This is a genomic window from Mesorhizobium sp. M2A.F.Ca.ET.043.02.1.1 (genome assembly GCF_003952405.1).
Classification (GTDB): Bacteria; Pseudomonadota; Alphaproteobacteria; order Rhizobiales; family Rhizobiaceae; genus Mesorhizobium.
In genome coordinates this window covers 2,178,098-2,203,960 of the sequence record NZ_CP034445.1, presented here as the reverse complement: position 1 = coordinate 2,203,960, position 25,863 = coordinate 2,178,098, and the positions used below count along the sequence as shown (strand labels likewise).

Annotated in this window: 22 protein-coding genes; 11 read left to right on the top strand and 11 right to left on the bottom strand. The window is 64.4% G+C overall.

The window, feature by feature from the left end:
- Positions 1 to 4: 4 nt before the first annotated feature.
- Both EJ068_RS10460 and EJ068_RS10455 read right to left on the bottom strand, forming a co-directional pair.
- Positions 5 to 826 carry an ABC transporter permease gene (locus tag EJ068_RS10460; protein ID WP_127251232.1) on the bottom strand — a complete coding sequence of 274 codons (822 nt, stop codon included), beginning with the start codon at positions 824 to 826 and terminating at the stop codon, positions 5 to 7.
- On the bottom strand, positions 823 to 1,740 hold the full coding sequence (locus EJ068_RS10455; RefSeq protein WP_127251233.1) for an ABC transporter permease: 918 nt from the start codon (positions 1,738 to 1,740) through the stop codon (positions 823 to 825). The genes EJ068_RS10460 and EJ068_RS10455 overlap by 4 nt, the downstream gene beginning before the upstream one ends.
- Before the next feature lie 393 nt (positions 1,741 to 2,133).
- Here EJ068_RS10455 and EJ068_RS10450 point away from each other — a divergent pair, with 393 nt between their 5' ends.
- Entirely contained in the window at positions 2,134 to 3,552 is a 1,419-nt protein-coding gene (locus tag EJ068_RS10450; protein WP_127251234.1) for an aminotransferase, read from the top strand.
- Positions 3,553 to 3,604: 52 nt separating this feature from the next.
- On the opposite strand, the gene EJ068_RS10445 is transcribed toward EJ068_RS10450, so the two are convergent.
- Positions 3,605 to 4,807: an aromatic ring-hydroxylating dioxygenase subunit alpha gene (locus EJ068_RS10445; protein ID WP_127251235.1), complete on the bottom strand. Its 1,203-nt coding sequence runs from the start codon at positions 4,805 to 4,807 to the stop codon at positions 3,605 to 3,607.
- Between the two features lie 477 nt (positions 4,808 to 5,284).
- On the opposite strand from EJ068_RS10445, the gene EJ068_RS10440 reads away from it, so the two are divergent.
- Positions 5,285 to 5,695: a hypothetical protein gene (locus tag EJ068_RS10440; protein ID WP_126080900.1), complete on the top strand. Its 411-nt coding sequence runs from the start codon at positions 5,285 to 5,287 to the stop codon at positions 5,693 to 5,695.
- 270 nt (positions 5,696 to 5,965) lie between these two features.
- On the opposite strand, the gene EJ068_RS10435 is transcribed toward EJ068_RS10440, so the two are convergent.
- Positions 5,966 to 8,074: a sensor histidine kinase gene (locus EJ068_RS10435; RefSeq protein WP_245463396.1), complete on the bottom strand. Its 2,109-nt coding sequence runs from the start codon at positions 8,072 to 8,074 to the stop codon at positions 5,966 to 5,968.
- A gap of 154 nt (positions 8,075 to 8,228) precedes the next feature.
- Positions 8,229 to 8,957: a response regulator transcription factor gene (locus EJ068_RS10430; protein WP_245463395.1), complete on the bottom strand. Its 729-nt coding sequence runs from the start codon at positions 8,955 to 8,957 to the stop codon at positions 8,229 to 8,231.
- Positions 8,958 to 9,050: 93 nt separating this feature from the next.
- On the opposite strand from EJ068_RS10430, the gene EJ068_RS10425 reads away from it, so the two are divergent.
- A complete protein-coding gene (locus EJ068_RS10425) occupies positions 9,051 to 9,752 on the top strand; it encodes a response regulator transcription factor (RefSeq protein WP_126064136.1) in 702 nt (233 codons plus the stop codon).
- 72 nt (positions 9,753 to 9,824) lie between these two features.
- On the opposite strand, the gene EJ068_RS10420 is transcribed toward EJ068_RS10425, so the two are convergent.
- Both EJ068_RS10420 and EJ068_RS10415 read right to left on the bottom strand, forming a co-directional pair.
- A complete protein-coding gene (locus EJ068_RS10420) occupies positions 9,825 to 9,989 on the bottom strand; it encodes a hypothetical protein (RefSeq protein WP_108702949.1) in 165 nt (54 codons plus the stop codon).
- Positions 9,990 to 10,022: 33 nt separating this feature from the next.
- Complete coding sequence (locus EJ068_RS10415) at positions 10,023 to 10,388, bottom strand: hypothetical protein (protein ID WP_245463394.1); 366 nt, start codon at positions 10,386 to 10,388, stop codon at positions 10,023 to 10,025.
- A gap of 319 nt (positions 10,389 to 10,707) precedes the next feature.
- Here EJ068_RS10415 and EJ068_RS10410 point away from each other — a divergent pair, with 319 nt between their 5' ends.
- Positions 10,708 to 11,163, top strand: coding sequence for a L,D-transpeptidase (locus EJ068_RS10410; RefSeq protein ID WP_129554526.1), 456 nt, complete (start codon positions 10,708 to 10,710; stop codon positions 11,161 to 11,163).
- Positions 11,164 to 11,276: 113 nt separating this feature from the next.
- Here EJ068_RS10410 and EJ068_RS10405 read toward each other — a convergent pair whose 3' ends face one another.
- Both EJ068_RS10405 and EJ068_RS10400 read right to left on the bottom strand, forming a co-directional pair.
- Complete coding sequence (locus EJ068_RS10405; RefSeq protein WP_126080902.1) at positions 11,277 to 14,360, bottom strand: efflux RND transporter permease subunit; 3,084 nt, start codon at positions 14,358 to 14,360, stop codon at positions 11,277 to 11,279.
- A complete protein-coding gene (locus EJ068_RS10400; protein WP_245463393.1) occupies positions 14,357 to 15,616 on the bottom strand; it encodes an efflux RND transporter periplasmic adaptor subunit in 1,260 nt (419 codons plus the stop codon). The genes EJ068_RS10405 and EJ068_RS10400 overlap by 4 nt, the downstream gene beginning before the upstream one ends.
- Positions 15,617 to 15,757: 141 nt before the next feature.
- On the opposite strand from EJ068_RS10400, the gene EJ068_RS10395 reads away from it, so the two are divergent.
- Both EJ068_RS10395 and EJ068_RS10390 read left to right on the top strand, forming a co-directional pair.
- A complete protein-coding gene (locus tag EJ068_RS10395; protein WP_126080903.1) occupies positions 15,758 to 16,291 on the top strand; it encodes a TetR/AcrR family transcriptional regulator in 534 nt (177 codons plus the stop codon).
- Positions 16,292 to 16,382: 91 nt separating this feature from the next.
- Positions 16,383 to 17,993: an inorganic phosphate transporter gene (locus EJ068_RS10390; protein WP_127251236.1), complete on the top strand. Its 1,611-nt coding sequence runs from the start codon at positions 16,383 to 16,385 to the stop codon at positions 17,991 to 17,993.
- Between the two features lie 444 nt (positions 17,994 to 18,437).
- Here the strand turns inward: EJ068_RS10390 and EJ068_RS10385 are convergent, their stop codons facing one another.
- Positions 18,438 to 19,598: a patatin-like phospholipase family protein gene (locus EJ068_RS10385; RefSeq protein WP_127251237.1), complete on the bottom strand. Its 1,161-nt coding sequence runs from the start codon at positions 19,596 to 19,598 to the stop codon at positions 18,438 to 18,440.
- Positions 19,591 to 20,379 carry an acetoacetate decarboxylase gene (locus tag EJ068_RS10380; protein WP_127251238.1) on the bottom strand — a complete coding sequence of 263 codons (789 nt, stop codon included), beginning with the start codon at positions 20,377 to 20,379 and terminating at the stop codon, positions 19,591 to 19,593. Before EJ068_RS10380 ends, EJ068_RS10385 begins: the two co-directional genes overlap by 8 nt.
- Positions 20,380 to 20,605: 226 nt before the next feature.
- On the opposite strand from EJ068_RS10380, the gene EJ068_RS10375 reads away from it, so the two are divergent.
- From EJ068_RS10375 to EJ068_RS10355, 5 genes are all read left to right on the top strand, one after another.
- Complete coding sequence (locus EJ068_RS10375; RefSeq protein ID WP_127251239.1) at positions 20,606 to 21,394, top strand: 3-hydroxybutyrate dehydrogenase; 789 nt, start codon at positions 20,606 to 20,608, stop codon at positions 21,392 to 21,394.
- 278 nt (positions 21,395 to 21,672) lie between these two features.
- Positions 21,673 to 22,491, top strand: a complete 819-nt coding sequence (locus EJ068_RS10370; RefSeq protein ID WP_127251240.1) for a sulfurtransferase/chromate resistance protein — start codon at positions 21,673 to 21,675, stop codon at positions 22,489 to 22,491.
- A complete protein-coding gene (gene chrA, locus EJ068_RS10365) occupies positions 22,488 to 23,876 on the top strand; it encodes a chromate transporter (protein ID WP_127251241.1) in 1,389 nt (462 codons plus the stop codon). The genes EJ068_RS10370 and chrA overlap by 4 nt, the downstream gene beginning before the upstream one ends.
- Positions 23,877 to 24,349: 473 nt before the next feature.
- On the top strand, positions 24,350 to 24,919 hold the full coding sequence (locus tag EJ068_RS10360) for a sigma-70 family RNA polymerase sigma factor (protein WP_127251242.1): 570 nt from the start codon (positions 24,350 to 24,352) through the stop codon (positions 24,917 to 24,919).
- Positions 24,906 to 25,841: an anti-sigma factor gene (locus tag EJ068_RS10355; protein WP_128315201.1), complete on the top strand. Its 936-nt coding sequence runs from the start codon at positions 24,906 to 24,908 to the stop codon at positions 25,839 to 25,841. The genes EJ068_RS10360 and EJ068_RS10355 overlap by 14 nt, the downstream gene beginning before the upstream one ends.
- Positions 25,842 to 25,863 lie beyond the last annotated feature (22 nt).

Sequence of the window (25,863 nt, the reverse complement as noted above, 5' to 3'; positions counted from 1 at the left end):
CCGCTCAAGCATGGAGGCCTCCCTCGTGCTGGGTGCGTCTCGCCGCGCGGCGGCGCAGGATTTCGGCAATTGTCATCAGCACGAAGGATGCCAACAGCAACAAGGTGCCGAGCGCCAGCACGCCAGGAAGCTTGGCCGCGAAACGCAACTGGCCCCAGATGTAGATCGGCAGCGTCGCCTCGGTGCCGGTAAGGAAGAAGGCGATGATGAATTCGTCAAGCGAGATGGTGAAGCAGACGAGCAGGCTGGAGATGATCGCCGGCGCGACCATGGGCAGCGTCACCCGCCGGAAAGTGCCGAAGGCGCTCTCGCCGAGATCGGCGGAGGCCTCCTCCAGGCTGCGGTCGAAACCCTCGAAGCCGGAGGTCAGGACGGTCATGGAGTAGGGAATGCAGACCAGCACATGGCCGAGCACGACGGTGTAGAGCGATAGGCTCAGGCCTAGCTGCAGCATGACCAGCAGCATGGAGATGGCGACGATCACCTCGGGCAGCACCAGCGGCGCCATGATCAGGCCGTTGATGGCGCGGCAGCCGGGGTAGCGGTAGCGGGTGATCGAGCGGGCGGCGAGGATGCCCAGCACCGTCGACAGGATCGAGGCGGAGACGCCGACGATCAGGCTGTTCCAGGTCGCGTCGATCAGCGCCGGCGTTTTCGGCAGGTCCTCGTACCAGTGCAGCGTGACGCCAGAGAGCGGGAATTTCGGTGTCGCCGCCGTGTTGATCGAGAAGATCGGCAGGAAGATCACCGGCAGATAGAGGAACAGGACGTAGAGCGTGGCGTAGCTCGACAGCCATCCCGGCCGGAAACGTCTTGTCGCCGTCATCGCGCCAACCTTTGTAAAGCGCGAATGATCAGCACGGTGGCGCCTGCCATCAGCGAGACGATGACCATCGTGGTGACCGAGAGCGCAGCACCCAGCGGCCAGTTCGACGCCTTGCCGAACTGCGCCTGGATGGCGTTGGCGATCATGACGCCGTCCTTGCCGCCGACGAGCTTCGGCGTGACATAGTCGCCGACGGTCGGGATCATGACGATGAGCGCCGCCGAGATGACGCCGGGCGCCGACAGCGGGAGGGTGACGCGCAGGAAGGAGCGCAGCGGCCCGTCGCCGAGATCGGTCGCCGCTTCGATCAGGGTGCGGTCGACCTTCTCCAGCGAAACGAAGATCGGGAGGATGGCGAAGGTCGCCCAGGCATGGGTGAGCGTGATGATGACGGCGGTGGAATTGTAGAGCAGCGCGTCCGACGGCTCGCTGATGATGCCAAGGCCCATCAGGCCGGAATTCAAGACGCCATTGTGGCCGAGGATCACCTTCCACGACATCACGCGCAGCAGGTAGCTCGTCCAGAACGGGATGGTGATGAGGAACAGCCACAGGCTTTTGTGGCGGCCGCCATGAAAGGAAATGAAGTAGGCGATCGGGTAGGCGAGCGCCACCGTCAGCAGGCTGACCGTCAGCGAGATGTAGAGCGAGCGCCAGAGCAGGTCGCGGTAGATCGGCTCGGCCAGCGCGATCCGGTAGTTCTCCAATGTGAAGGTGTGGTCGATGGTGAGATAGTTCTGCGTCCAGAAGGAATGGGCGATAACGACCAGGATCGGCAGGACGAGAAGAACAAGGGCGTAGACGAAGGTGGGACTGATCAGGGCAAAGCCCTGGACGGCTTCCGATTGCAGAAGGGGATTTCGTCTGGCCCCTGCCATGCGCAACGGGGGCGACCCTTCCGCGGCAACCGTCATTGCAGCGCTCCGGGGGTGATTTCGGTAGCTGGCTCGGACTGTCCCGCCATGCGGCCTTCCCATTCGCTAGACCAGGATAACGTTCCGCTGGATCGTTATCCCGGCCTAACTCCTCGTTGAAGCATGATCTTATCCGAAAACCGGTTCCCACTTTTCGGGATCATGCCTTGGCGCCGGCCGCCTGTTCCCGAATTATGCTTAGAGCGCGATCGCTCCTGGCTTGCCGGCTTTCTTTCATCATGAGCGCATCCGCCGATTGAAATCAAGCGCTATTTCTGCGATATTGATTGAACGGATATTCAAAATATAGCGACAGAAAGCCGAGTTTCCATGGTTTTCCGCGTTGTTTGATGTCCGGTGAGATTTCGGCAACTCTGGCGATACGAGGCGAAGATGGCGGCTCAAAGCAAGGTCAAGGCAAGCGAACTGATCGGCCCTGGCGATGACGATGCGGTCGAGCTTGCCAGGCGCCATCTCGTCCAGCCCTGGCCCTATGCCGGCTCGGTCGGCGCCGAGGCGCGCACGCTGATCGGCGAGGGCGACGGCATCTACATCACCGACGCCTCCGGCAAGCGGCTGATCGACGGGCCGGCCGGCATGTGGTGCATCAATGTCGGCCATCGTCGCGAGGAGCTGGCCAAGGTCATGTACGACCAGGCGATGGCGCTCTCCTACAACACGCCCTGGTACACGATGAACGCGCCCTCGGCGGAGCTTGCGCGGCGCATCGCGGATGTCGCTCCGGGCGACCTCAGCCACACCTTCTTCACCACCGGCGGCTCGTCGGCGGTGGAGACGGCGCTGCGCTTCATGCAGTTCTACAACAATGTGCGCGGGCGACCGGAGAAGAAGCTGATCCTCAGCCGCGGCGGCGCCTATCACGGCTCGACCTATCTGTCGGCCTCGCTCAACGGCCGCCCGCGCGATCACGACTGGATGGACGGCGCCGACGATCTGGTGATCAAGCTTTCCTCGCCCGATCCGTTCCGCCGGCCGAAGGGCATGAGCGTTGCCGCCTTCACCGATTTCCTGGTCGACCAGTTCCGCGACACGATCGCGCGCGTCGGCGCCGACCGCATCGGCGCTTTTGTCGGCGAGCCGGTGCAGGCCTCGGGCGGCGTCATCGTGCCGCCGGACGGGTATCTGAAGCGCATCCGCGAGATCTGCCGCGAGAACGATATCCTCTATGTCTCGGACGAGGTGGTGACCGGCTTCTGCCGGCTTGGCCATGTCTTCGCCTCGGGCGACGTGTTCGGCATCGACCCGGACATGATCACCTTCGCCAAGGGGATCACCTCGGGCTATTTCCCGCTCGGCGGCGTGATCATCTCCGAGCGGCTGCTGGAAGAGCTGCGCCGCTCCAATCACCCGGATGCATTGTTCGGACACGGCCTCACCTACACCAGCCATCCGATCGGCTGCGCTGTCGCGCTGAAGAATCTCGACCTGCTGGAAGAGGGCGTCCTTCAACACACCCGCGAGATCGCGCCCTATTTCCAGGCGCAGTTGAAGACGCTTGAAGAGCTGCCGCTGGTCGGCGAGGTGCGCGGCGTCGGCCTGATGGCTTGCGTCGAATGCGTGGCCGATCGCGAAAGCAAGGATCCGCTGCAGCTCGACAAGAATGTCGGCAAACGCATCGACGCGCATTGCCACGAGCTCGGCCTTCTGGTGCGGCCGCTGATCAACATGTGCGTGATGTCGCCGCCGCTGATCATCACCAAAGAGCAGATCGACGACATGGTTGCGATCCTGCGCGAAGGGATTTCGCGGACCATGGATGATTTGCGGAAGGAAGGCGTCTGGCGGGGGTGATTAGCCGATCTCCCCCACAAGGGGGGAGATCAGCAGCTTCGGCCGCCTCGCCCTACCCCCTCGACCGCAGCGCGTCGTTCAGGCCCCACATGTCCTTTTCCTCGGGCGCCGTCTCCAGGTTCAGCACCGGGACCTGCCTGCGCAGATGGTCGTGGTGGGTGCGCACGCCGTACTCCAAATCCGACAAGTAGAAGCCTTCAAAAGCCTCCGACAGCATGGATTCGTTCGACCAGACCGAGAGCTGCACGTCCTCGTTCATGGTGTCGCGATCGATGCGGTACGCAAGGTAGCGCGCGGCCGCCTGTTCGCGGGTCTCGTCCTTGTGGCGGTAGATGGCGCCGCGCAGCAGCGTCTCGCCGGTCGACAGCGGGAACTCCTGATAGAATTGGACGGATTCCGGCATGATCGACAGCGCGTTGTTGGGGAAGATGCCGTAATAGATCCAGGCCTTGCGCAGATGCTCCGGCAGATGCGTGGCCTCGGGCGCGAGCTTGATGTATTCGCGCACGCTCCAGCGCCGGCCGGCATGTGGATTGTAGGTGGCGAAGGAGCGCGACACGCCATTGATGAAAGGCTCGTCGAAATAGGTGGCGCCGTAGAGGTCCTGCAGCGCCGGATGCGCCACGGCGACGTGATAGCCTTCATTGTCGACGTCGCGCACCGACTTCCAGTTGACCGGCGATTTCTGCGTCCAGATGCCCCAGGACGGCACCATGTCGGCGACGTTGTAATGCGCCATCTCGGCTTCGATCGGCTTCAGGAGTGCGGCGACGGAGGGCTGCGGGCCGCCCTTGCGGAAGCGGATGAAGATGAACCCCATCCAGATTTCGAGGTCGAGCGGCATCAGGCCGAACTCGGTCTTGTCGAGCTCGGGGAAGGAGCGCGGACGGGCAGCGCCGCGCAGCGTGCCGTCGAGATTGTAGACCCAGCCGTGGAACGGGCAGACCAGCGCGTTCATGCAGCTGCCCTGGCTGTCGGCGACGACGCGGCTGCCGCGGTGGCGGCACATGTTGTTGAAGGCGCGCACGACGCCGTCCTTGCCGCGCACGATCAGCGCGCGCTCGCCGATGACGTCCATGGTCAGATAGTCGCCCGGATTCGGCACGTCGGAGACATGGCCGGCGATCTGCCAGTGATTGCGGAAGACATATTCCTTCTCGAGCTCGAGAAGGGCGTTGGAATGGTAGCTCCACCCCGGCAAACCCCGCCGGTCCCAATCGTTGGGGATCGCCACGTCACGGAGGTGCGGGTTCATCGGAATGCTCTTCTTTTTGTTGAATACTCATTCAATATAGACATATTTTCCATTGAAATGCAACGGCTTGTAGGAATATGAAAATGCCAAGGCTGTAAGTTCGACCTCGTCTGGGCCGGAAAAATCCCGTAGAATCCGGGCCTTAATCGAGGAAGCGGAACGGCGGTTGTGAGCGCCGGTGCCCGCGTCGGAAAGGGCATGTTTCGATTGATGCCGAGCTGCGGCAGACGACAGCGACGCGCTCGATACAAACATTGCTGTGTGAGGCTGTTTACAGTCGGGCAGGCGCGACAGGCGCATAGCTGCGCCAACCAGCTTCGATAGTCGGTCGAATGGTTGCCGTGGATCGGAAGGCCGCACCGCTCAGCGTCTGTTTCAATCCTGTTACACAGGCAATCGCCGCCAATCATCCGACTGTTACGTGGTGCGACTAAGTTCGTTTCACAGCAAAAAGAAAGATAACGAAGGGAACAGCCGATGTTTGCGAAAGTTCATGCCGCCGATACCAATCGCCGCCAGCATGGCCCGGAGCGCAATGACCGCCGGCCGAAACTTGCGCTGCGCCAGCGCGCCAGCGACCATCCGATGGCGATGTTCATGCTGATCGGCGCCTGCGCCTTCGTCGGCATGCTGGCCGCGCCCGCCTCCGGTCCGGCCTTCGCTTCGATCAACCCGCCGGCCAATGTCGTTGAAGGCGCGCAGACCACGCTCAAGACCGCCCGCCTGCCGGAATCTGCGATCGACTTTGCCTGTAAGGGCCAGAACTGGGGCGCCGAGAGCGTCGAGTGCCTGCGCGCCATCGCCGAGCAGTCCGGCCAGCACCGCGAGCGCGCTGTGCGCATGATCGCCAACGCCGCCCCGGTCACCAACACGCCGAACATTTTTTAAGACCTCCCCAGAGCGCTCCCTCCTGCGCTCAAGTCAGGCTCCCGCCGCGAAAATCGGTCGGGAGCCTCTTTTTTCCGGATCTGCCGGTATTCAGGTGAAGCCGGCCTGCGAATGGCGGTTCCCTGCGCTTCCGGTGCTCGCGTACTATAAGTACGCTCCGCTCCGGTTCTCGCGAACCACCATTCTCGGCTCGGCTTGACCTGAATCTCGGCAGATCCTGCGGCGGTGCTAGCTCAAGCTCGGCCACGCCTCTTCGGTTGCAATCTTAGCTCAGAAGTGGACGCTGTTGTCGGCCGCGGCTGCGGCTTCGTCGGCTACCGCCGACAGGATGCCGCGGACGTCGAGGGTCGAGAAGGGCTTTTCCAGAATGTGCGGGCGCTGCGGCGGTGGCAGCGCTTCGATCTCCGCCTTGGCGCCGATGAGGTCGCCGGTCACCAGCACGAAGCGCTTGGCCAGAGCGGGCTGCTGCGAGAGCAGCTCGCGGTAGATCGCGATGCCGCTAGTGCCCGGCATGCGCAGGTCGGAAAAGACGATGTCCGGCGGCATATGGCCCGTGAGCACGTCGGCGGCGGAGGTCCAGCTTGCCACAACGCGCGACTTGAGCCCCATCAGCTCCAGTATATCCGAAAGCGAGCCCGCGACGTCGGGCTCGTCGTCGATGATCAACGCATGGCGCAATCCGCTCGAGCGCGCCGGCCCTTCACCCGCGCTTGCGGCACCGCCGGCAATCGCCGGCAATTGCACGACGAAGCGCGCGCCGGTCGGTTGCACTTCCTCGAACCAGATGTTGCCGTTGTGGCGCTCGACGATCGACTTCGAGATCGACAGGCCGATGCCGGTGCCAACCCCGACCGGCTTGGTGGTGAAATAGGATTCGAAGATGCGCGCGCGGATCGCCTCGGGAATGCCCGGGCCGTTGTCCTCGACGGAGAAGCCCGGATTGCCGTGCTCGTTGCGGAATGTCCGCACCTTGATGATCCGCTCGCCGGTGATGCCGGCCAGCGCATGCTGGCTGTTGATGAGGAAGTTCGCCGCCACCTGGGTGATATGGTCGGCGTCGGCCATGGCAAGCAGCGGCCCGGTGGCGAAATCGGTGTCGATGATGATGCCGCTGGAGCGGGCACCATAGGCGGTGACTTCGAGCGCCGAGCGCATCACCTGGTTGAGATCGGTCTCGGCCTGCTCGGTCGGGTGCAGCCGCACCATCGACAGGAAGCTCTTGACGATGCGGCCGCAGCGCTCGGCGGCCGCGCGCACCTTCTCGGCGCGCACCTTGGTCTGCGGGTCGCCGGCGAATTCGTGCAGCAGCGTCGACTGCGCCACCACCACCGCCAGCGGGTTGTTGAGCTCGTGCGAGACCCCGGCGAGCAGCGAGCCCATCGCCGCCATCTTCTCGTTCTGGTGCAGCTTCTCGCGCTGGCGGTTGATTTCCTCCTCGGCCTGCAGCTTCTCGCGCAGGTCGCGGATCGAGCCGAAGATCAGGCGGCGGTCGGCAACGCGCATCTCCGTCGCCGTCAGCTCGATCGGGAAAATCTCGCCGGCGGCGTTCTGGGTGACGGTCTCCAGGCGCTGGCCGACCATCGGCGCGCCGCGGCCCGCCATGTATTCGGCACCCGAGGCGTAGCCCTTGCGGTAATATATCGGAACGATGGTATCGAGCAGGTCCTTGCCGAGGATGGAGCTGCGCTGGAAGCCGAACATCTTCTCGGCGGCCGGATTGAACTCGATGATCGAGCCCGTCTCGTCGATGACGATGATGGCGTCGAGCGAGGCCTGCAGCATGGTGCGGCGGATCACCTCGCTGGCATGCGCCTCGGATGGCGAGCGCTCGATGGCGTCGCCGATGGCCAGAGCGATGATGTGCAGCGTCGCCTCTTCCTCATCCGTCCATTCGCGCTCGGCGACGCAGTCGTTGACCGCCAGCGTGCCCCAGAGGTGGCCATGCGCGAAAACGGAGACGGACAGGAACGACTTGATGCTCTGCTTCTCGAAGTCGTCCCGCAGGAAACCGTCCAAGTTGCGTGTGTGGCCGGAGAAGATCTTGCCCTGCCGCTCGTCTTCCTGCAGGCGCTCCAGCAAGGTATCCGAGTTGATGATCGACTGCATGATCACCGTGGGCGAGGCCAGGTCGCCGCCGGAGTCGGGGTCGATCCAGTAGGCGGCGACCGACTGGGCGAAACCTTCGCCCGGCAATTCACGCAGCCGGAAGAGAATGCCGCGCTGGCAATCCATCTTGCGGCACACCGTCTCCAGTATGCCGTCCATCTCGCGCTGCCAGTCGCCCGCCTCGCGCAGGCGGCGCACGACATGCACGGCCGCCATCGCTGCGCCGCCCGGGCGCGAGGCATGCGTATCGGTGCGTGCTGCATCGGCAGTCATGGTCAATTCCAGGCCCGGACGTCGGTCGTTCAGAGCACCCTTCGTTCCCGCAGAAACGGCGAACCGCTCTATCGTTCGCTTGTTGACGCAATTCCGGACGGAAGGCTACGGCGAAACCGCCGAGCCTACCACTCACACTTTTCCTGGAATTGCTTTAGTTGGCGTCGCCATTCGGCAGCGAGAAGATATAGCCTTCGCCGCGCACCGTGCGCAGGAATTTCGGATTGGCTGGGTCGGCCTCGATCTTCTTTCGCAACCGCATGATGCGGATGTCGACCGCGCGCGAGGATTCCGGGTCCTCGACGAAGCCGATGGCTTCCGAAATCGCCGCGCGCGTCAGGAGCCGGTTGGCGCGGGTGAGGAAAACCTCGAGCACGTCGAACTCGCTCTTGGCCATCTCGATCACCGCGCCATTGGCGGCGGTGACCATGCGACCGTCGAAATCGGCCTGAAAGCCGCCGAAATTCATGAAACGCCGATTACCGGTCTCGGCCTTCGCGGCTTGCGGCTCGGCCGGCTGCGGCACGCGGCGCAAAACGCTGCGCACCCGCGCCAGCACCTCGCGCAATTCGTACGGCTTGACGATGTAATCGTCGGCGCCGAGCTCCAGCCCGACGATGCGGTCGAGCGCGGTGCCGGCTGCGGTGGCATAGATGATGCCGATCGGCGTCTTCGAGCGCAGCCAGCGGCCGAGCGACAGCCCGTCCTCACCGGGCATGGCGATGTCGAGGATGGCAAGGTGAAAGGGCTGCGTTTCGAACAGCGCGCGTGCCGCCACGGCATTCTCGGCCGTCACGACGTCATAGCCGCTGGCGCCGAGATACTCGGCCACGGCCTCCCTCAGATCCGGTTCGTCCTCGACGACGATGATGCGTGCCTTCACGACGCGCTCGCTCCCGCTTTCAGCGGAAAGTAGATTGGGTATAAACATGATGTCCAGCACTCATCTCGAGTTGTCTGTGGCGGGGTGGAGAAAATGGCCGCACGATCCGTCATTGCGCTTGTGTCCGTCGCCGAGGTGGTGGCGGGCGATCTCGCCGACCATCTCGAGCGGCGTGGGCACGACGTGCGCCAGGCGCGCCAGCCCTGGGAGGCGGAGACGCTGCTTTCGGCCGGCGGTATCGATGTCGTGGTGGTCGGCGACGAGGTCACCCAGGCCGAGAGCCGCGAACTGCTCAAGCGCTACAGCAGCCAGGGCGCGGGTGGCGAGGGCGGCCCCGATTTCATCCTGATCTGCCGGCCGCGCGACCTTGTCGACAAGGTGCTGGCGCTCGAGCTCGGCGCCGCCGATGTGGTCGAAAGCCCGCTCAACGTGCGCGAGCTTGCCGCGCGCATCGGCGGCCTGCTGATGAGACGCGGCAGGGCCGCCGGGGAGCTGATCGTGCTGGAGAACGCCACTGTCGACCTGCGATCGGCCATGGTCATGCATCGCTCGGGTGCGGAGGATCAGCTTTCCCCGGGGCAGGTGGCGTTGCTGAAGCTGTTCCTGGCGAGCCCGCGCAAGGTGCTGACCCGCGACGACATCATTGCCGCGGCCCCGGCCGAGAATGCTGACGCTTTCGACCGTTCGATCGATTCGCGCATCGTGCGGCTGCGCCGAAAGCTCGACACCGAGACCATCATCACCATCCGCGGCGCCGGCTATCGTTTCGATCCACCAGCCTCGCGCAACGAGTGAATTCGGGTCGACGAGTCTATCAAGCATCGGATTCCCCAAAGCGGTGGTCATCTTGGGTCCGGCGCCTGGCGCTCAGCGCACCACAATGATCGAGGGGCCGGATAAAATGTCGGCGCCGGCGGTTGTCTCGGCGTGGGCGCGCTCCTTGAGCAGCACCGTCGCCAGCGCGGCAAAGCCGAGCAGGCCCTGCGCGTAAAGCAGCGCGGAAAGCACGGAGGCGGCAAATTTCGTCTTCATGTCCCTATCCTCAATCTCGATGTCGTCGGTGCTTCAGGAAACTCCCGAAGCGCCCGCGCCGCTGACGGAGCCCCCCGCTGCGGCGCGGGCCTTCGGTCCTCTCGGCAGCAAGTAGCCGGAGGGGCCGCGCGTCCTCAGCAGCCGGAGGCCGACCCGCCAGAGGGCCTTCAGCCGGTGGACGCGCAGGCTGGAGACAATCCAGACCGTGGCGATGAACAGAGCCATGTGCAGTGTCGAAACCTCGCTGGACGTCATCGCCGCCAGCGCCGTCACCGGGCTGCCGGCCACAGAGCCTGCGCCGCCGAGCGCGATTGCCGCGACGCTGATCCTGAGAAGCCAGGAGGGAGTTTCGATTTCCTGCCCATTTTCGTTTGCAGTTGTCTGTTCCCGTTGCGTCAAATCTGCCGCCGGCCTGTATCCAGATCATGCCGCCGTGGCTGCACTTTGTTGCAGTTTGGTTTCGAGCCGGGCGTAAAGTATTTAATATTAGAAATGAAATGAACTTTCGTTTGCGGGACTAAGCTCATTGTGTAGCGCCGACCTGCCGCGCCCCGGAAGAGGTCCGATGTAATGGCTGGCCGGAGCTTTTTGTTAACTTATGGAAACGAATTCGAAACAGAAACGAGCATCAAGCGAAATAGCTCGGAAACGGACGAGCACGATAAGAGCCCATCGAAATTGAAGCCGGACACAACGGCAAAAAACAGAGGGATCCGTCATGCATACCGCCATTTCCGCCAAGCTCATCCATGTCGCCGCCGCCGCGCTCAGCGGTGCCGCGCTGCTCTTCGGCGCCGGCAATGCCGCTCACGCCAACCAGATCGTCGCCAAGGTCTCGCTGTCGCAGCAGATCATGGAAGTCACCGTCGACGGTCGCCCGACCTACACCTGGAAGGTCTCGACCGGCGCGAGGGGGCACATCACGCCGACCGGTTCGTTCAAGCCGACGCGCATGCATGAGATGTGGTACTCGAAGAAATACGACAACGCGCCAATGCCGCATTCGGTGTTCTTCAGCGGCGGCTACGCCGTCCACGCCACTTACGCCATCAGCCGTCTCGGCCGTCCCGCTTCGCATGGTTGCGTGCGGCTGCATCCCGACGCGGCAGCCGACTTCTATCAGCTCGTCGAGGCCTTCGGCCCCGCCAACACCAGCATCGTCATCGTCAAATAGCCGGATCGGGTAGCAGGCCGTTGCCGCCTTCGGGACCAAACTGAAGCCGTGAGGCAGCCGCCAAAAAAGAGGCCGGAATTTCCGGCCTCTTTTGTTTTTAGCTGTCGTGCCGATCAGCTCGGCAGTGCCGGCATCAGCTTCGGATCGGGCTTCTCGGCGAGATGCGGCAGGTCCTTGCTGGCAATGAAGGTGTAGAACATCGGCACGACGAAGAGCGTGAACATCGTGCCGACCAGGATGCCGGTGAAGATGACCAGGCCCATCGAATAGCGGGCGGCCGCGCCGGCGCCGCTGGAGATGATAAGCGGCACGACGCCCAGCGCCATCGCCGCCGTCGTCATCAGGATCGGCCGCAGGCGCACCTTGGCCGATGCGATGATGGCGTCGCGGCGGCGCATGCCGTGCACCTCGCGCTGCTGGTTGGCGAACTCCACCAGCAGAATGCCGTGCTTGGTGATCAGGCCGATCAGCGTGATCAGGCCGACCTGGGTGTAGATGTTGAGCGTCCCGAGCCCGATGTTGAGCGGCACGATGGCGCCGAAGATCGACAGCGGCACGGCCATCATGATGATCAGCGGGTCGCGGAAGCTCTCGAACTGGGCCGCCAGCACCAGATAGATCACGACCACCGCCGCGGCGAAGGCGATCAGGATGGTGTTGCCCTGCTCCTTCTCCTGCCGCGACTGGCCGGAATAGTCGATGAAGAAGGTGTCGGGCAGGGTCTCATTGGCGATATCCTCCAGCACCTTCAAGCCGTCGCCGGTGGTCACGCCGGGCAAAGGCAAGGCCGAAATCGTCGAGGAGTTCAGCTGGTTGAACTGCTCGATGGCCGCCGGCGAGGCGTTGGTCGAGATCTTCACCACCGCCGACAGCGGCACCATCTTGCCGTCGACGCTGCGAATGAAATACTCGCCAAGCTTCTCGGGGTTGTCGCGGAATTCCTGCGGCACCTGCGGGATGATGTCGTAGCTGTTGGAATCGCGGTCGAACTGCGCCACCTCGGCGCCGCCGACCAGCAGCGTCAACGTATTGCCGATATCGGCGATCGGCAGGTTCAACGCCGCCGCGCGCTCGCGGTCGATGGTGACCGTCACCTGCGGCGCGTCGTAGGCCATCGAGTTCTGCACGACGATGAAGCGGCCCGAGGCCTGCGCCTTGTTCTTGATTTTCTCGGCCTGATCGAAGACCTCCGAGGGGTCGCCGGTGGAGCGCACGACCATGGAGATCGGCAGGCCGCCGCCGGAACCCGGCAGCGTCGGCGGCGCGAAGACGAAGGCCTGAACGCCGGCGACCTTGGCGAGCCGTGCGGTGATGTCGGCCTGCAGTTCCTTCGAATTGCGCTTGCGGTCCGCCCAATCCTTGAAGGCGAAGCCGACGAAGGCGCTGTTGGTGGCGCCGCCGAAGGCAACGGCCGAGAACTGCGCCCGGGTCTCGGGGATGTCCCTCACCAGGCCGAGCATCTGGTTGACATAGGTCTCGGTGTAGTCCGACGTCGCATAGCGCGGCGCGGTCACCAGAGAGAGCAGGAAGCCCTGGTCTTCTTCGGGCGCCAGTTCGGTCGAGGTCTTGGTGAACATGAAGCCGGTGAGGGCGACAAGCGCCACGACGATGATCAGCGTCACCGGCCGGTTCCGGAGCGAGGCGGTGACGGCCCGTTCATAGAAGCGCTCGACGCGGCTGAATGTACCATCGACGATGCGCTGGAAGCGTCCGTGCTGGCCAGCCTTCAGCAAACGCGCCGACATCATCGGCGTGATCGTCATGGCGATCAGGCCCGACAGCACCACAGAGCCGGCCAGCGTCACCGCGAATTCGCGGAACAGCGCGCCGGTCAGGCCTCCGGTGAAGGCAAGTGGGGCGAACACGGCGGCCAGCGTGATGGTCATCGCCACGATGGCCGTCGCGATCTCGCGCATGCCGTTGAAGGCCGCCTGCATCGGCGACATGTGGTCCTCTTCCATGTGGCGGTGGATGTTTTCCACCACCACGATGGCGTCGTCGACGACGAGGCCGATCGCCAGCACCATGGCAAGCAGCGACAGAAGGTTGATCGAGTAGCCGACCGCAAACAGGATGAAGCAGACGCCGATCAGCGACAGGGGGATGGTCACGATCGGCATCATCACCGAGCGGAACGAGCCGAGGAACAGAAGGATCACCACGATGACGATGGCGACGGCCTCGCCGATGGTCTTGAACACTTCCTCGATCGAGGCGCTGATCTGGCCGGTGGCGTCGTAGACGACCTCGATCGTCATGCCTTTCGGCAGCGTTTCCTGAATCACCGGCACGAGCTTGGTGACCGCGGCCGCAGTCGTCAGCGGGTTGGCGGCCGGCGTCGGGAAGATGGCGAGGAAGGTTCCCGGCTTGCCGTTGAAGCTCACCCTGGTGTCGGTGCTGGCCGCGCCGAGCTCGACACGCGCGACATCGCGCAGGCGCACAACCTCGCCGTTCGTCGAGCGGATCGGGAGCTGGGCGAAGGCCTCCGGCGTCTGCAGGGTCGAATGCACGGTGATCGAGGAGACCACATACTCGTTCTGGGTGTTGCCGGGCGCCGACAGGAAATTCGAGTTGTTGATGGCGGTCAGCACGTCAACCGCCGTGGCGCCGCGCGCGGCGAGCCGGATCGGGTCGATCCAGATGCGCATGGAATATTCCTGGGCGCCGAAGATCTGGACGTCGGCGACGCCTTCCACGGTCGAAATGCGGGGCCGAATGACGCGCTCGATATACTCAGTGAGCTGCTCCTTCGTCATGTTCGGGTTCTGCATCGAGATGTACATCATCGCGAACTGCTGCCCGGTGCCCTTGACGATGACCGGATCCTTGGAGGCGTCCGGCAAGGTGCCGCGCACGCCCTGGACCTTGGACAGCACCTCGGCGAGCGCGACGTCCGGATTGGAGCCGAGCTTCATCTGCACCGTGACCGTGCTCGAGGACGGACGGCTGGACGAGGTGACGTAGTCGATGTTTTCGGTCGAGGCGACGGCGCGCGCGATCGGCGCCGAGATGAAGCCCTGGATGAGGTCGGCGCTGGCGCCCGGATAGGCCGTGGTGATCGTGATCGCCGTCTCGTCAACCTTGGGATACTGGCGGATCGACAGGCCGAAGATGCCCTGGAAGCCCAGCAGCAGGATCATGCAGGCCAGCACCGTCGACAAGACGGGCCGGCGAATGAAGAGGTCGGAAAAGCTCATTGCTGAACCTCTTTGTTCGCCGATTTGCTGGGGTCGATAGTGTTGTCGACAGCAACCGACATGCCGTTGAAGAGCCGGTTCTGGCCGGCGGTGACGACCTGGTCGCCGTCCTTGAGGCCCTCGACGATCTCGACCATGCCGTTGTTGCGGCGGCCGAGCTTCACGAAGATCTGCGAGATGGTGAACGCCTGCTGCTGCGCGGCATCGGCCGGCTTGGCGTCAGCCGGCTTCGTGGCGTTGTCGGCGGGTTTGGACGCGTCCGCCTGCGGCTTGGCGGCATCGGCGGTGGCCTTCTGCTCGTCCGGCTTTGCCGGCGCGGCAGCGGCGCCCTCCGCCGGCTTTGCCGGCACAACCACGAAGACATAATCGCCGTAGAGGCTCGTCGTCACCGCGGTTTGCGGCACGGAGATGACATTGTCTTCCTGCGGCAGCTCGACACGGATCTGGACGAACTGGCCAGGCGTCAGCTTGCCTTCCGGATTGGCGACCTCGCCGCGGATCGAAACCAGCCGGCTTGCCGGATCGATCTTGGGATCGATGCCGCGGATGGAGCCGGCAAACGACATGTCCGCAAGGCTGCTGCCGAGCTTGACGGTCTGGCCGATCTTGAGCAGCGGCAGCTGCTGTTCGGGAACCGTGAAGTCGACCCGCATCGTGTCCAGATCCTGGATCGTCACCACCGAATTGCCGGGGGCCAGATATTGGCCGATATCGATCTTCGGGATGCCGACCGTGCCGCCGAAGGGCGCGGACAATTGCTTCTGGTCGAGCACCGCCTGCAGCTTGTTCACCTGTGCCGCCGAGGCATCCGCGGCGGCGCGCGCGGCGTCGAGCGTCGCGTCCGTGCCGACGCCGCGCCGCTGCAATTCGATCGCGCGGGTCAGCGCCGCCTGGTCGGAGGCGGCCTGCGCCTTCTGCGCCACCAGATCAGCCTTCTCGACCGCGTCGTCCAGCTGCAGGAGCACCGCGTCGGTGGCGACCTTCTGGTTGGCGTGGAAGAGGATGTTCTTGACGATGCCGCTCGTTTCGACGGTAAGGTCGACGCCGCGCACGGCATTGACGGTGCCGATGGCCTCGACGCCCGGCGTCCATTCCGAAGGCTTGACGACCACTGTCGAGACCGTGGCGGCCGGCGGCTTCATGGTGGCGAAATACTGCTTGATGCCGGCATCGCGCATGAAGTTGAAACCAACGATGCCGACGCAGACGAGAGCGAGCAGAATCAGGAACACAGCGATGGTGAAAAAGCGCTTCACGGACAGTCCCTCGAGCCGGCAACCGGCAAACAATCGATGCCGGGACACATATCGACAACAGGTCCCGACTTCAAACGGCGCCTTACTGTACCGGCTGGACGGTCTTGTCAATTCCGCCTAAGCTAATATAGGGGAGGCGTGATGAGAGCACCCAGGGCAAACTCACGCGAAAAGATACTTGCCGCCGCCGCCGACGTGGCGCGCGAAGCAGGCCCGGGAAGCTTGTCGCTCGAGGCAGTCGCCAGCCGCGCCGGGGTGTCGAAGGGCGGCTTGCTTTACAACTTCCCGACCAAGGCCAAGCTGATGCAGGGCCTTGTCGAAAGCTATCTCCGCGACTTCCAGACGGCGTTGGAAGCACGCACCGCCGAGGCCAGGCACGAAAGCGCCCTCTCGGCCTATATCAAGCTGTCGGCCGACGACTGCGAGCGACCGAAACCCTCGGCCTCCTGGATTTTCTCGGCGATCGCCGAAGATCCCGATTTCCTGGCGCCGATAAAGGCCTTCAAGCACCAACTGCTCGAACGGTTGAAGGAAGAGACCAGCGATCTCGGCTCGCTGCTGGTCTGCTTTCTCGCCATCGAGGGGATGCGCAGCATGAACCTTTTCGATTCCGATGTGCTTTCCGAAGACGAGCATAAGCTTCTGGTGGCCTCGCTCCTGAAGATAGCCGGATAGGTGGCCTGCCGGCCAAGGCGTCACACCAGCTTCATCCTAGGGACATAGCGTCCTTCCCGGTTCTTTGCTGCAATGCAAATGGAGTGGGACAATGGTGGACGTAGTTTCAAGTGAGGCGGGGATCCCGAGACCGGATCATCCCTTGGAGCAATCGGGCGGGGCGAAATGGTTTCTGCCGGCTTTCGGCGTGCTGGTGCTCGTCGGCATCATCTATGTCGGCTACGCGCTCAGCCAGGATCTGGCGATCGCCAAGACGGTACCGTGGATCCTGCTCGGCATAGCGCTTCTGATTGCGCTGGGCTTCGAATTCGTCAACGGCTTCCACGACACCGCCAACGCCGTCGCCACCGTCATCTACACGCGGTCGCTGCCGGCCGAATTCGCCGTCATGTGGTCCGGCGTCTTCAACTTCCTCGGCGTCTTGACCTCGAGCGGCGCCGTGGCGTTCGGCATCCTGTCGCTGCTGCCGGTCGAGCTCATCCTGCAGGTCGGCTCGTCATCCGGCTTCGCTATGGTGTTCGCCCTTCTGGTCGCCGCCATCCTGTGGAACCTGGGCACGTGGTTCCTCGGCCTGCCGGCTTCGAGCTCGCACACCATGGTCGGTTCGATCATCGGCGTCGGCCTCGCCAACCAGTTCATGGCTCCGGCAGGAAGCGCCACCAGCGGCGTCGATTGGGGGCAGGCGACCAATGTCGGCACCACCCTGCTGGTCTCGCCGATCGTTGGGTTCTTCGCCGCCGCGGTGCTGCTCTATGCGATGAAGCTCCTGGTGCGTAATCCTGCCCTCTACGAAGCGCCGAAGGGCAAAACGCCGCCGCCATGGTGGATCCGCGCGCTGCTGATCTTCACCTGCACCGGCGTCAGCTTCGCGCATGGCTCCAATGACGGCCAGAAGGGCATGGGCTTGATCATGCTGATCCTGATCGGCGTGGTGCCGACCGCCTATGCGCTCAACCGCACGCCCGACATCAACTATCTCGACGCCTATAAGTCGGCATCCGTCGCCGTCGAGCAGGCGCTGGGCAAATATGTCAAGCCGGGGGTCACCGTCGCGGATGACAATGCCGCAAAGGCCGCCGTGCAGGAAGCCGTGCGCAGCAAGTCGTGGAACGATCAGACGACGCTCGCGCTGCAGACCTACATCCACAGCACGACCGCCGGGCTGCAGCCCTACGCCACCGTCGACAACGTTCCGACCGACCTGGTCAGCAACGCGCGCAACGACATCTACCTGATCGGCGAGGCGCTGAAGCTGATCGACAAGAAGAAGCTGCTGCCGATGCAGCGCGCCGACCTGAAGGCGGTCACCGACTATCACAAGGCGGTCGACAACGCGACGAAATTCATCCCGCTGTGGGTGAAGATCGCCGTGGCGCTGGCGCTTGGGCTCGGCACCATGGTCGGCTGGAAGCGCATAGTCGTCACCGTCGGCGAGAAGATCGGCAAGAGCCACCTGACCTATGGCCAGGGCGCCGCCGCCGAGCTGGTCGCGATGGTCACCATCGGCATGGCCGACCGTCTCGGCCTGCCGGTGTCGACCACCCATGTGCTGTCGTCCGGCGTCGCCGGCACGATGGCGGCCAACGGCTCCGGCCTGCAGTGGTCGACCGTGCGCAATCTTCTGCTGGCCTGGGTGCTCACGCTGCCCTGCTCGATCGCGCTCGCCTTCGTGCTGTTCGTGATCTTCCGCCAGGTTTTCTGAGTCTGGCGCAAAGAGTTCAAAAAGGCAGCGCCGGTCGCCGGCGCTGCCTTTTTTGTTTGGGCAAACCCATGTTCGGGACACGAGTCGCGAGGGATGTATTTGCTGCGTCGAAATAGCGCTCGGAGATAGCCGAGCGCCCCTCATGTCGTCATTCCATGGCGGAGCAAGGAGCGAAAGACGCGGCGCAGACCATAGAATCCATTCCGTTACCTATGAGCGTCACGGCGGTCAGAAAGATCTTTGTTCTGCGCCGTCTTTACCCTTCGCGCCAAGCCACGGAATGGATCCTCGGGTCTTCGCGACGCCGCTTCGCGGCTGCTCCGCCCGTGGATGACGACGCGAGGCAGGGTTTCGACAAGCCGTAGGGCCGATCCGCTCGATCGAACGACTGGGTTCTCGCGGCCAACAGATACGATGCCGCTGAAAGCCGCAGCGCAGGGCTGATCAGGTCGGGTCTTCGCGATGCAGGTCGTGGATGGTGACGCCATCGGCATTGTCGGGCAGCATCAGCCATTTCTTGTGGCGCAGCGTGCGCTCGGTGTCTTCCAGGCCCATCTCCCAGTGCTCGCGCATCGAGGTGCCGGAGAACTCATAGTCCTTGGCGTGGCCTTCATAGCCTTTGTGCTGGTAGATCAGGTGGACGATGTTGACCACGCCGGCGTCGGAATAGTCGGCGATCAATTCCCTCTCGCCGTCCTTCAACTGCTCCGGCGGCACGCGCTTCAGCGCGTCAAGCAGCTTCATCTTGAGCGCGTGGATGCGCTGGAAATTGTCGGTGTTCTGGCGCGTGCGGCTGGAATACATGATGTCCTTGTGGCGCGACAGGACGTCGGCCATGCCGCGCGGCAGCACGCCGCGGGCGCTGAACAGATCGACCTGGAAAACCAGCGAGGAGCGGTCCTCCTCCTGGTCGAGCAGATATTGCAGCGGCGTGTTGGAGACGATGCCGCCATCCCAGTAATACTCGCCCTCGATGCGGATCGAGGGAAAGGCCGGCGGCAGCGCGCCGCTCGCCATGATGTGCTCCGGCCCGATGCGCACCTTGTCGGTGTCGAAATAAACGAAATTGCCGGTCCGGACATTGACCGCACCGACGCTCAACCGCTTCCTGCCGTCGTTCAGCACGTCGAAATCGATCAGGCTTTCCAGCGTGTCCTTGAGCTCGGCGGTGTCGTAGAAGCTGGTGGCGCCGTCTGCCCCGGCCAGCTGGAACCAGGGGTTGGGGCTGCGCGGCTTGAAGAAGCCTGGTTGGCCCATGGCCATGGTCATGAATGACGAGGTCTGGTTGCGGATATCGCGATAGATGTCGCCTTCCGGCGTATAGGCCCAGATCTTGCGGCCCGAGACGGTCTGCCAGAACTGCTCCAGCCGCTGCAGGCGGCGGCTCGGCTCGTTGCCGGCGATGATCGAGGCATTGATGGCACCGATCGAGACGCCGGACAGCCAGGTCGGCTCGCAGCCGGCGTCGGCTAGCGCCTGATAGACGCCGGCCTGATAGGCGCCGAGCGCGCCGCCGCCCTGGAAGACCAGGGCGATGCGGTCGTATTGCGCGGTGATTTCAGCGATGGTGGCGGCGGCCGCCCTGTTGCGGTTACGCTCAAGCACCGGCTTTCTCCAGCGCCTTCACGCCGGCAGCCGATCGGCCGTGGTCGGCGAGATAATCATGCACGACTTCGCCGAGGCCGAGCGTCAGGTCGGCGGTGAAGTGAACGGCCGAGACGATGTCGAGCACAGGCAGCTTGGCCACATCGGCCATGACATGGGGGCGCAGGTCGAGCGCGGCGGGCGCCGTCCAGGCCTCCTTCAGTGTGACGTCGGTGAGATAGTAACGCACCAGCTCGCAGATGCGCGGGCTGCCGTCGACATGCGGAATGATCTTGATCAGGAAATTGGGCGCGGCGAGCGCTGCCAGCACCTGGTCGTGGTCGGCCTCGCGATGCTTGTAGCCCATGGTGCCGGTGGCGCACAGAACGCTGCCATAATGCAGCGTGCCGACCACCACCTCGCCCTCATGCACGATCTTGGGGCTGGCGAGCTTCTTGGGGAAGCCCCAGAGCTCGCGGCCGCCGGCGATCGGCGCGTCGTCGTCGAGATACATGGAATGCACATAGCCGCCATGCTGGCCCTTATAGCGCACCGGGATGACCTGGCCGGTCTCGGTGTAGTCGCCGAAGCCGGTCGAGTCCGGCATGCGGATGAACTCGTATTTGACCAGCGGCTCGTCAATCTCGAGCGGCGCGGGCACGACCGCCTCCAACGCCTCACGCGTGGTGCGGTAGGTGATGATGATGTATTCGCGGTCGAAGAAACGGTAGGGTCCGGGCGGGAAGGAAGGGTTGGTGAGGGGCATCGCGTAGGCGCGCTTCACGACATCGTCGATTTCCAAGCTATTCACCCATCGGTTCAGGAACGACACGCGCTGGACGCGCGGCAGGATATGTTGCACGGCACCATGACAGTGCCATGTCAGCCGCATCGAGCGCCAGCTTGGCGGGCATCGGACAGCATCACAACATTGTAATCGCTACGACATATGGTCATGGCGTTGTCATGCTGCGGCGCACAAACTATGTGCCCTTGTAGTTCCCTTCCCTCCTGTCGCGAGATCTCCCATGGGTTCCCTGTCTTCGAAGAATGCGCTCGTCACCGGCTCGACCAGCGGCATCGGCCTTGCAATCGCCCGCGCCTTCGCCGCCGAGGGCGCCAACGTCACCATCAACGGCCTGGGCGATGACGCGGTGATCGAGCAGGAGCGGGCCGGCATCGAAAGGGATTTCGGCGTCAAGTGCCGTTACTCGGACGCCAACATGATCGATGGCGCAGCCGTCACCGCCATGATCCATGAGGCCGAGGAGGCGTTCGGCAGCCTCGACATCCTGGTCAACAATGCCGGCATCCAGCATGTCGCGCCGATCGAGGAATTTCCCGACGACAAGTGGGAGGCCATCATCCGCATCAATCTGCTTGCCGCCTTCTACGCCATCAAGGCGGCGGTGCCGGGCATGAAGCGCCGCACATGGGGCCGCATCATCAACACGGCCTCGGCGCATGCGCTGGTCGCTTCGCCGTTCAAGTCGGCCTATGTCTCGGCCAAGCATGGCATTGCCGGCCTGACCAAGACGGTGGCGCTGGAAGTGGCGCAGGACGGCATCACCGTCAATGCGATCGCGCCCGGCTATGTCTGGACGCCGCTGGTCGAGAAGCAGATCCCCGACACGATGAAGGCGCGCGGCATGACCGAGGAACAGGTCAAGCACGATGTGCTGCTGGCAGCGCAGCCGACCAAGGAATTCGTCACCGTCGAGGAGCTTGCCGCGCTGACGCTTTTCCTGTGCTCGGACGCCGCCAAGCAGATCACCGGCGCGACCCTGCCGATGGATGGCGGCTGGACCGCGCAGTAGGGCAAAGGTCGTTTCAGGGAAGGGCGGAGCGGAGCTCGCGTCCTCATAGAGCAGTTCACCGTTTCACGGAAACAGTGAACCGCTCTATCTCTCTGTTTTTGCGCAATTCCGGACGGAAAACCGCTCACACTTTTCCTGGAATTGCTCTAGGCAATTTGATTTCTTGACAATCGCAGGGGACCGTTCCAGCATTCCCGTAAGGGGTTCCCCGCGATGACCCCGTGAGGCGTCAGCCCAACGATCGCGTCCAGACTCTCTCTGTTCAGGAGGTGGACGCCATGCCATCAACAACCGCAATCACCGTTCCGCAGCTTGCCCGTATCGTCGGCCTGCCCGACGCGCCTTGCCTGGTCGATGTGCGCACCGACGAGGACTATGAAGCCGACCCGCGCCTGCTGCCGGCGTCATGCCGGCGCGATTTCCGGACTGTGTCGACCTGGGCGGCCGAGTTCTCCGGAGCAAAAGTCGCCGTCATCTGCCAGAGGGGGCAGAAACTCTCGCAAGGCGTTGCCGCATGGCTGCGTCATGAAGGCATTCCGGCGGAGTCGCTGGAAGGCGGCTTCGAGGCCTGGGTCGCCGCCAAGGCGCCATTGGTCAGCGCCAGCGCGATCCCGCCGCGCGACGAAAAGGGGCGCACGGTCTGGGTCACGCGTTCGCGGCCGAAGGTCGACCGCATCGCCTGCCCCTGGCTGATCCGCCGCTTCGTCGATCCCGAGGCGGTGTTCCTGTTCGTCGATCCGGCCGAGGTGCCCCTGGTGGCCGATCGCTTCGGCGCGGTTCCCTTCGACATCGAAGGCGTGTTCTGGAGCCATCGGGGCGATCGCTGCAGCTTCGACACGATGATCGAGGAATTCGGCCTGCGCGTCGACGCGCTCGACCGACTGGCGCTGATCGTGCGGGCCGCCGATACGGCGCGCCTCGACCTCGTCCCGCAGGCGGCCGGGTTCCTCGCCGCCTCGCTCGGCCTGTCGCGCATGTTTCGCGACGATCTCGAGCAGTTGGAAGCCGGCATGCTGCTCTACGACGCCTTCTTCCGCTGGTGCCGCGACGCCGCGGACGAGACGCATAACTGGCCGGCCGGAGGCAAGGCGCCATGACCGCGCTCGCCAAGGACGACGCCGCGCCGCCGGTGGATACCCCCGCCATGCCGAGCTTCCGTGAGGCGACGCGGCTCTGGGCCAAGATCGGCCTGCTGTCCTTCGGCGGGCCGGCCGGGCAGATCGCGCTGATGCACAAAGAGCTGGTCGAGGAGCGCCGCTGGATCGGCGAGGAGCGTTTTCTGCACGCGCTCAACTATTGCATGCTCCTGCCTGGACCTGAGGCGCAGCAGCTTGCCGTCTATATCGGCTGGCTCCTGCACCGGACCGCCGGCGGCCTCGTCGCCGGCACACTGTTCGTGCTGCCCGGCGCGCTGGTGATGCTTTGTCTGAGCAGCTTCTACATGCTCTACAACGACGCGCCGGTGGTCGAGGCGCTGTTCTTCGGGGTCAAGGCGGCGGTGCTGGCCGTCGTCGTCGAGGCGGTGATCCGCATCGGCAAGCGGGCGCTGAAGAACCGCGTAATGGTGGCGATCGCGGTGGCGGCCTTCCTGGCGATCTACATCGCCAAGCTGCCGTTCCCGCTGATCGTGCTTGCGGCTGGCCTCATCGGTTGGATCGGCAACCGCTTCGCGCCAGGCCTGTTTTCCGGCTCGGCCCATGGCAAGGGTGGGGCTACCGTCGACAGAATCGGCGTGGTCGACCTGATGTTCGAACGCGGCGAGCTGGCCCACACCGTGCCCACCAAATGGCACGCGGTCCGCACCATCGCCATCTGGCTGCCGCTCTGGCTCGGACCGGTGGCGCTGATCGCCGTGCTGGTGGGGCCAGGCAGCGTGTGGGCGCAGATCGGCGGCTTCTTCAGCCTGATGGCCGTCGTCACCTTCGGCGGCGCCTATGCGGTTCTGGCCTATGTCGCGCAGGCGGCGGTCACCTCTTTCGGCTGGCTGTCACCCGGCCAGATGGTCGACGGGCTGGGCCTCGCCGAGACAACGCCCGGACCGCTGATCCTGGTGCTGCAATTCGTTGGCTTCGCCGCCGCCTATCGCCATGCCGGCCTTGCCAGCCCGCTGCTCGCCGGGTCGCTCGGATCGCTGCTGACGCTCTGGGCGACCTTCGTGCCCTGCTTCTTCTGGATATTTCTGGGCGCCCCCTACATCGAGCAGCTGAGGCAGAACCGAGCGCTGGCAGCGGCGCTCGGCGCGATCACCGCGGCGGTGGTCGGCGTGATCATGAACCTGGCGCTGTGGTTCGCGCTGCATGTCGTCTTCGGCAAGGTCGCAAGCGTCGGTTGGGGCGTGGAGGTGCCGGTCCTGTCCTCGCTCGACTGGCGCGCCGCGCTGCTGTCGGTTGCGGCGATGGTTGCCATGTTCAGGCTGAAACTCGGCATGCTGCCGACGCTGGCGGCATCGGCGCTGGCGGGACTTTTCCTGTCGGCGCTATAGGCCGCGCGCAGTTCCGATCACATCAGCGTGAATGAAAAAGCGGAGCGGCCGGGAATAAACGGCCCGGTCCGCCGGTCTCCAAGGCATGCGCCTTTTTGCGCAACGGCAGGAGACCATCATGAAGCGGCACGAAGACAGATACGCACGGGTCGGAGAGGGCGAAGGCGTCAGCCGGCGTCGACCTTTGGAGCGTTGGCGCCGGGCGCATCTGTTCCGGGCGATCCCGCCACGCCGCCGGCCCTGATCCGTGCCGATCGCAACCATCGAAACCCACGACCATGACGGCGAGCACCCCGTTGCAGCCAGCGATGCGCCGTCCCCTTGTGAGGCGCCCCTTGCTTCCGAGACTCTTGACTCCGGTGACACCAATGCCTTCTCCTCCCTCGAAGCAGGCGCCATCGCCTGCGGTCGCGATCTTCACCCGCACGAGCAGGGACAGATCGTCGCCTCCCGCTGAGGGAAGCGGCAGACCCATGGCGGGAGCGCCCGACGGCGGAACGGTGTTGAGCGAAAAGATGCTGGCCGCGCGTTTTGCCGAGGTGGTGCTACCGCATCTTGGCGATGCGCTGTCGCTCGCCCGCTGGCTGACCGGCAACACCGCCGATGCCGAGGACGTGGTGCAGGAGGCCTGCCTCAAGGCGCATGCGGGCATCGCCGGATTCGCTGGGGGAAATCCCCGCGCGTGGCTGCTCACCATCGTGCGCAACGCCTCCTATACATGGATGGCGAAGAACCGGCCGCGCAGCGTGGTGGCGGTCGGCGACCTCGCCGATCTCGACGACGTCTCGCCGCCGCCCGACAATGATGCCGACAGCCCGGAGGCGGCGCTGATCGCCAAGGCAAATTCGGCGGCGGTGGAAGCGGCGATCGCGAGGCTGCCGCAAGCCTTCCGCGAAACGCTGGTGCTGCGCGACATAAACGGTCTCAGCTACCGCGAGATCGCCGCCATGCTCGGCGTGCCGCAAGGCACGGTGATGTCGCGACTGGCAAGGGCTCGCGGCCTGTTGATGACGGAACTTGGAGGGCGCCATGAGCCCGCATGAAAATCGCCCGCGTGAGGATGGCCCCCGTGAGGATGGATTGCCGCAAGACCCGCAGGATATGAAGCTGATGATCCACGCCCTTGTCGATGGCGAGCTCGATGCCGCCGCCGCACTTGCCGTCGAGCGGCGCATGGCCGCCGATCCGGAACTGGCCGCCGAGCATGCGCGCCTTGTGGCGCTGCGTGGCGCTGTCGCCAGCGTGCCGCGCCCGACCGTCAGCGACGATTTCCTGGCGCGTATCGCCGCCATTGCCGAGGTGAAAAGCCCGGAAGAAGCGGAGGCGCCAAACGTCTCTTCCGCGAAGGCTGAGCCGCTGCCGCAACAGCAGCAAGGCAATGTCGTCGCGATGCAGCCGCGCGCGTCGCGCTGGTTCAACTCCTTCGACTGGCGCCAGATGGCGGCCTCAATCGTACTGACGGCGTTCCTCGCCAGCGGCGCGACGCAGTGGCTGGCGACGGCGGATAACGGGGCCGAAAGTTTCGCCGTGGCCGTCGCCAACGGCCATCGCCGCAGCCTGCTCGCGGCGAATCCGGTCGACATCGTGTCGTCCGACCGCCATACGGTGAAGCCATGGCTCGACGGCCGTATCGGCGTGTCGCCGGCGGCGCCGGACCTGGCCAAGGACGGCTACGCGCTGCTCGGCGGCCGCGTCGAGGTGATAGGCGACAGACCGATGCCGGCGCTGGTTTATCGCCATCACGAGCACCTGATCACGCTGGTCGCCGCACCCCGGCAGAACGAGGCCAAATCGATGCCGGTGGCGGACGACCTCTCGGCGGGGGGCTTCCTCCTGGTTCACTGGACCGACGATGCCTTCTCCTACTGGGCGATCTCGGATGCCGAACGCCCGGCGCTCGACGATTTCGTCGCCCGCTTCCGGGCGGCGATCATCGCCAATCCGACCGCGGGCAGTCCGGGGTAGGGAAACGAAACCTTTTATCGCC

Bases quoted from the DNA above. Each gene is read 5' to 3' on its own strand.
- EJ068_RS10435 (WP_245463396.1), bottom strand. From the start codon at position 8,074: ATGACTGCCGATGCAGCACGCACCGATACGCATGCCTCGCGCCCGGGC.
- EJ068_RS10405 (WP_126080902.1), bottom strand. From the start codon at position 14,360: ATGAGCTTTTCCGACCTCTTCATTCGCCGGCCCGTCTTGTCGACGGTG.
- EJ068_RS10460 (WP_127251232.1), bottom strand. From the start codon at position 826: ATGACGGCGACAAGACGTTTCCGGCCGGGATGGCTGTCGAGCTACGCC.
- EJ068_RS10455 (WP_127251233.1), bottom strand. From the start codon at position 1,740: ATGACGGTTGCCGCGGAAGGGTCGCCCCCGTTGCGCATGGCAGGGGCC.
- EJ068_RS10410 (WP_129554526.1), top strand. From the start codon at position 10,708: ATGCATACCGCCATTTCCGCCAAGCTCATCCATGTCGCCGCCGCCGCG.
- EJ068_RS10445 (WP_127251235.1), bottom strand. From the start codon at position 4,807: ATGAACCCGCACCTCCGTGACGTGGCGATCCCCAACGATTGGGACCGG.
- EJ068_RS10370 (WP_127251240.1), top strand. From the start codon at position 21,673: ATGCCATCAACAACCGCAATCACCGTTCCGCAGCTTGCCCGTATCGTC.
- EJ068_RS10395 (WP_126080903.1), top strand. From the start codon at position 15,758: ATGAGAGCACCCAGGGCAAACTCACGCGAAAAGATACTTGCCGCCGCC.
- EJ068_RS10355 (WP_128315201.1), top strand. From the start codon at position 24,906: ATGAGCCCGCATGAAAATCGCCCGCGTGAGGATGGCCCCCGTGAGGAT.
- chrA (WP_127251241.1), top strand. From the start codon at position 22,488: ATGACCGCGCTCGCCAAGGACGACGCCGCGCCGCCGGTGGATACCCCC.
- EJ068_RS10440 (WP_126080900.1), top strand. From the start codon at position 5,285: ATGTTTGCGAAAGTTCATGCCGCCGATACCAATCGCCGCCAGCATGGC.
- EJ068_RS10390 (WP_127251236.1), top strand. From the start codon at position 16,383: ATGGTGGACGTAGTTTCAAGTGAGGCGGGGATCCCGAGACCGGATCAT.
- EJ068_RS10420 (WP_108702949.1), bottom strand. From the start codon at position 9,989: ATGAAGACGAAATTTGCCGCCTCCGTGCTTTCCGCGCTGCTTTACGCG.
- EJ068_RS10450 (WP_127251234.1), top strand. From the start codon at position 2,134: ATGGCGGCTCAAAGCAAGGTCAAGGCAAGCGAACTGATCGGCCCTGGC.
- EJ068_RS10375 (WP_127251239.1), top strand. From the start codon at position 20,606: ATGGGTTCCCTGTCTTCGAAGAATGCGCTCGTCACCGGCTCGACCAGC.
- EJ068_RS10360 (WP_127251242.1), top strand. From the start codon at position 24,350: ATGGCGGGAGCGCCCGACGGCGGAACGGTGTTGAGCGAAAAGATGCTG.
- EJ068_RS10425 (WP_126064136.1), top strand. From the start codon at position 9,051: ATGGCCGCACGATCCGTCATTGCGCTTGTGTCCGTCGCCGAGGTGGTG.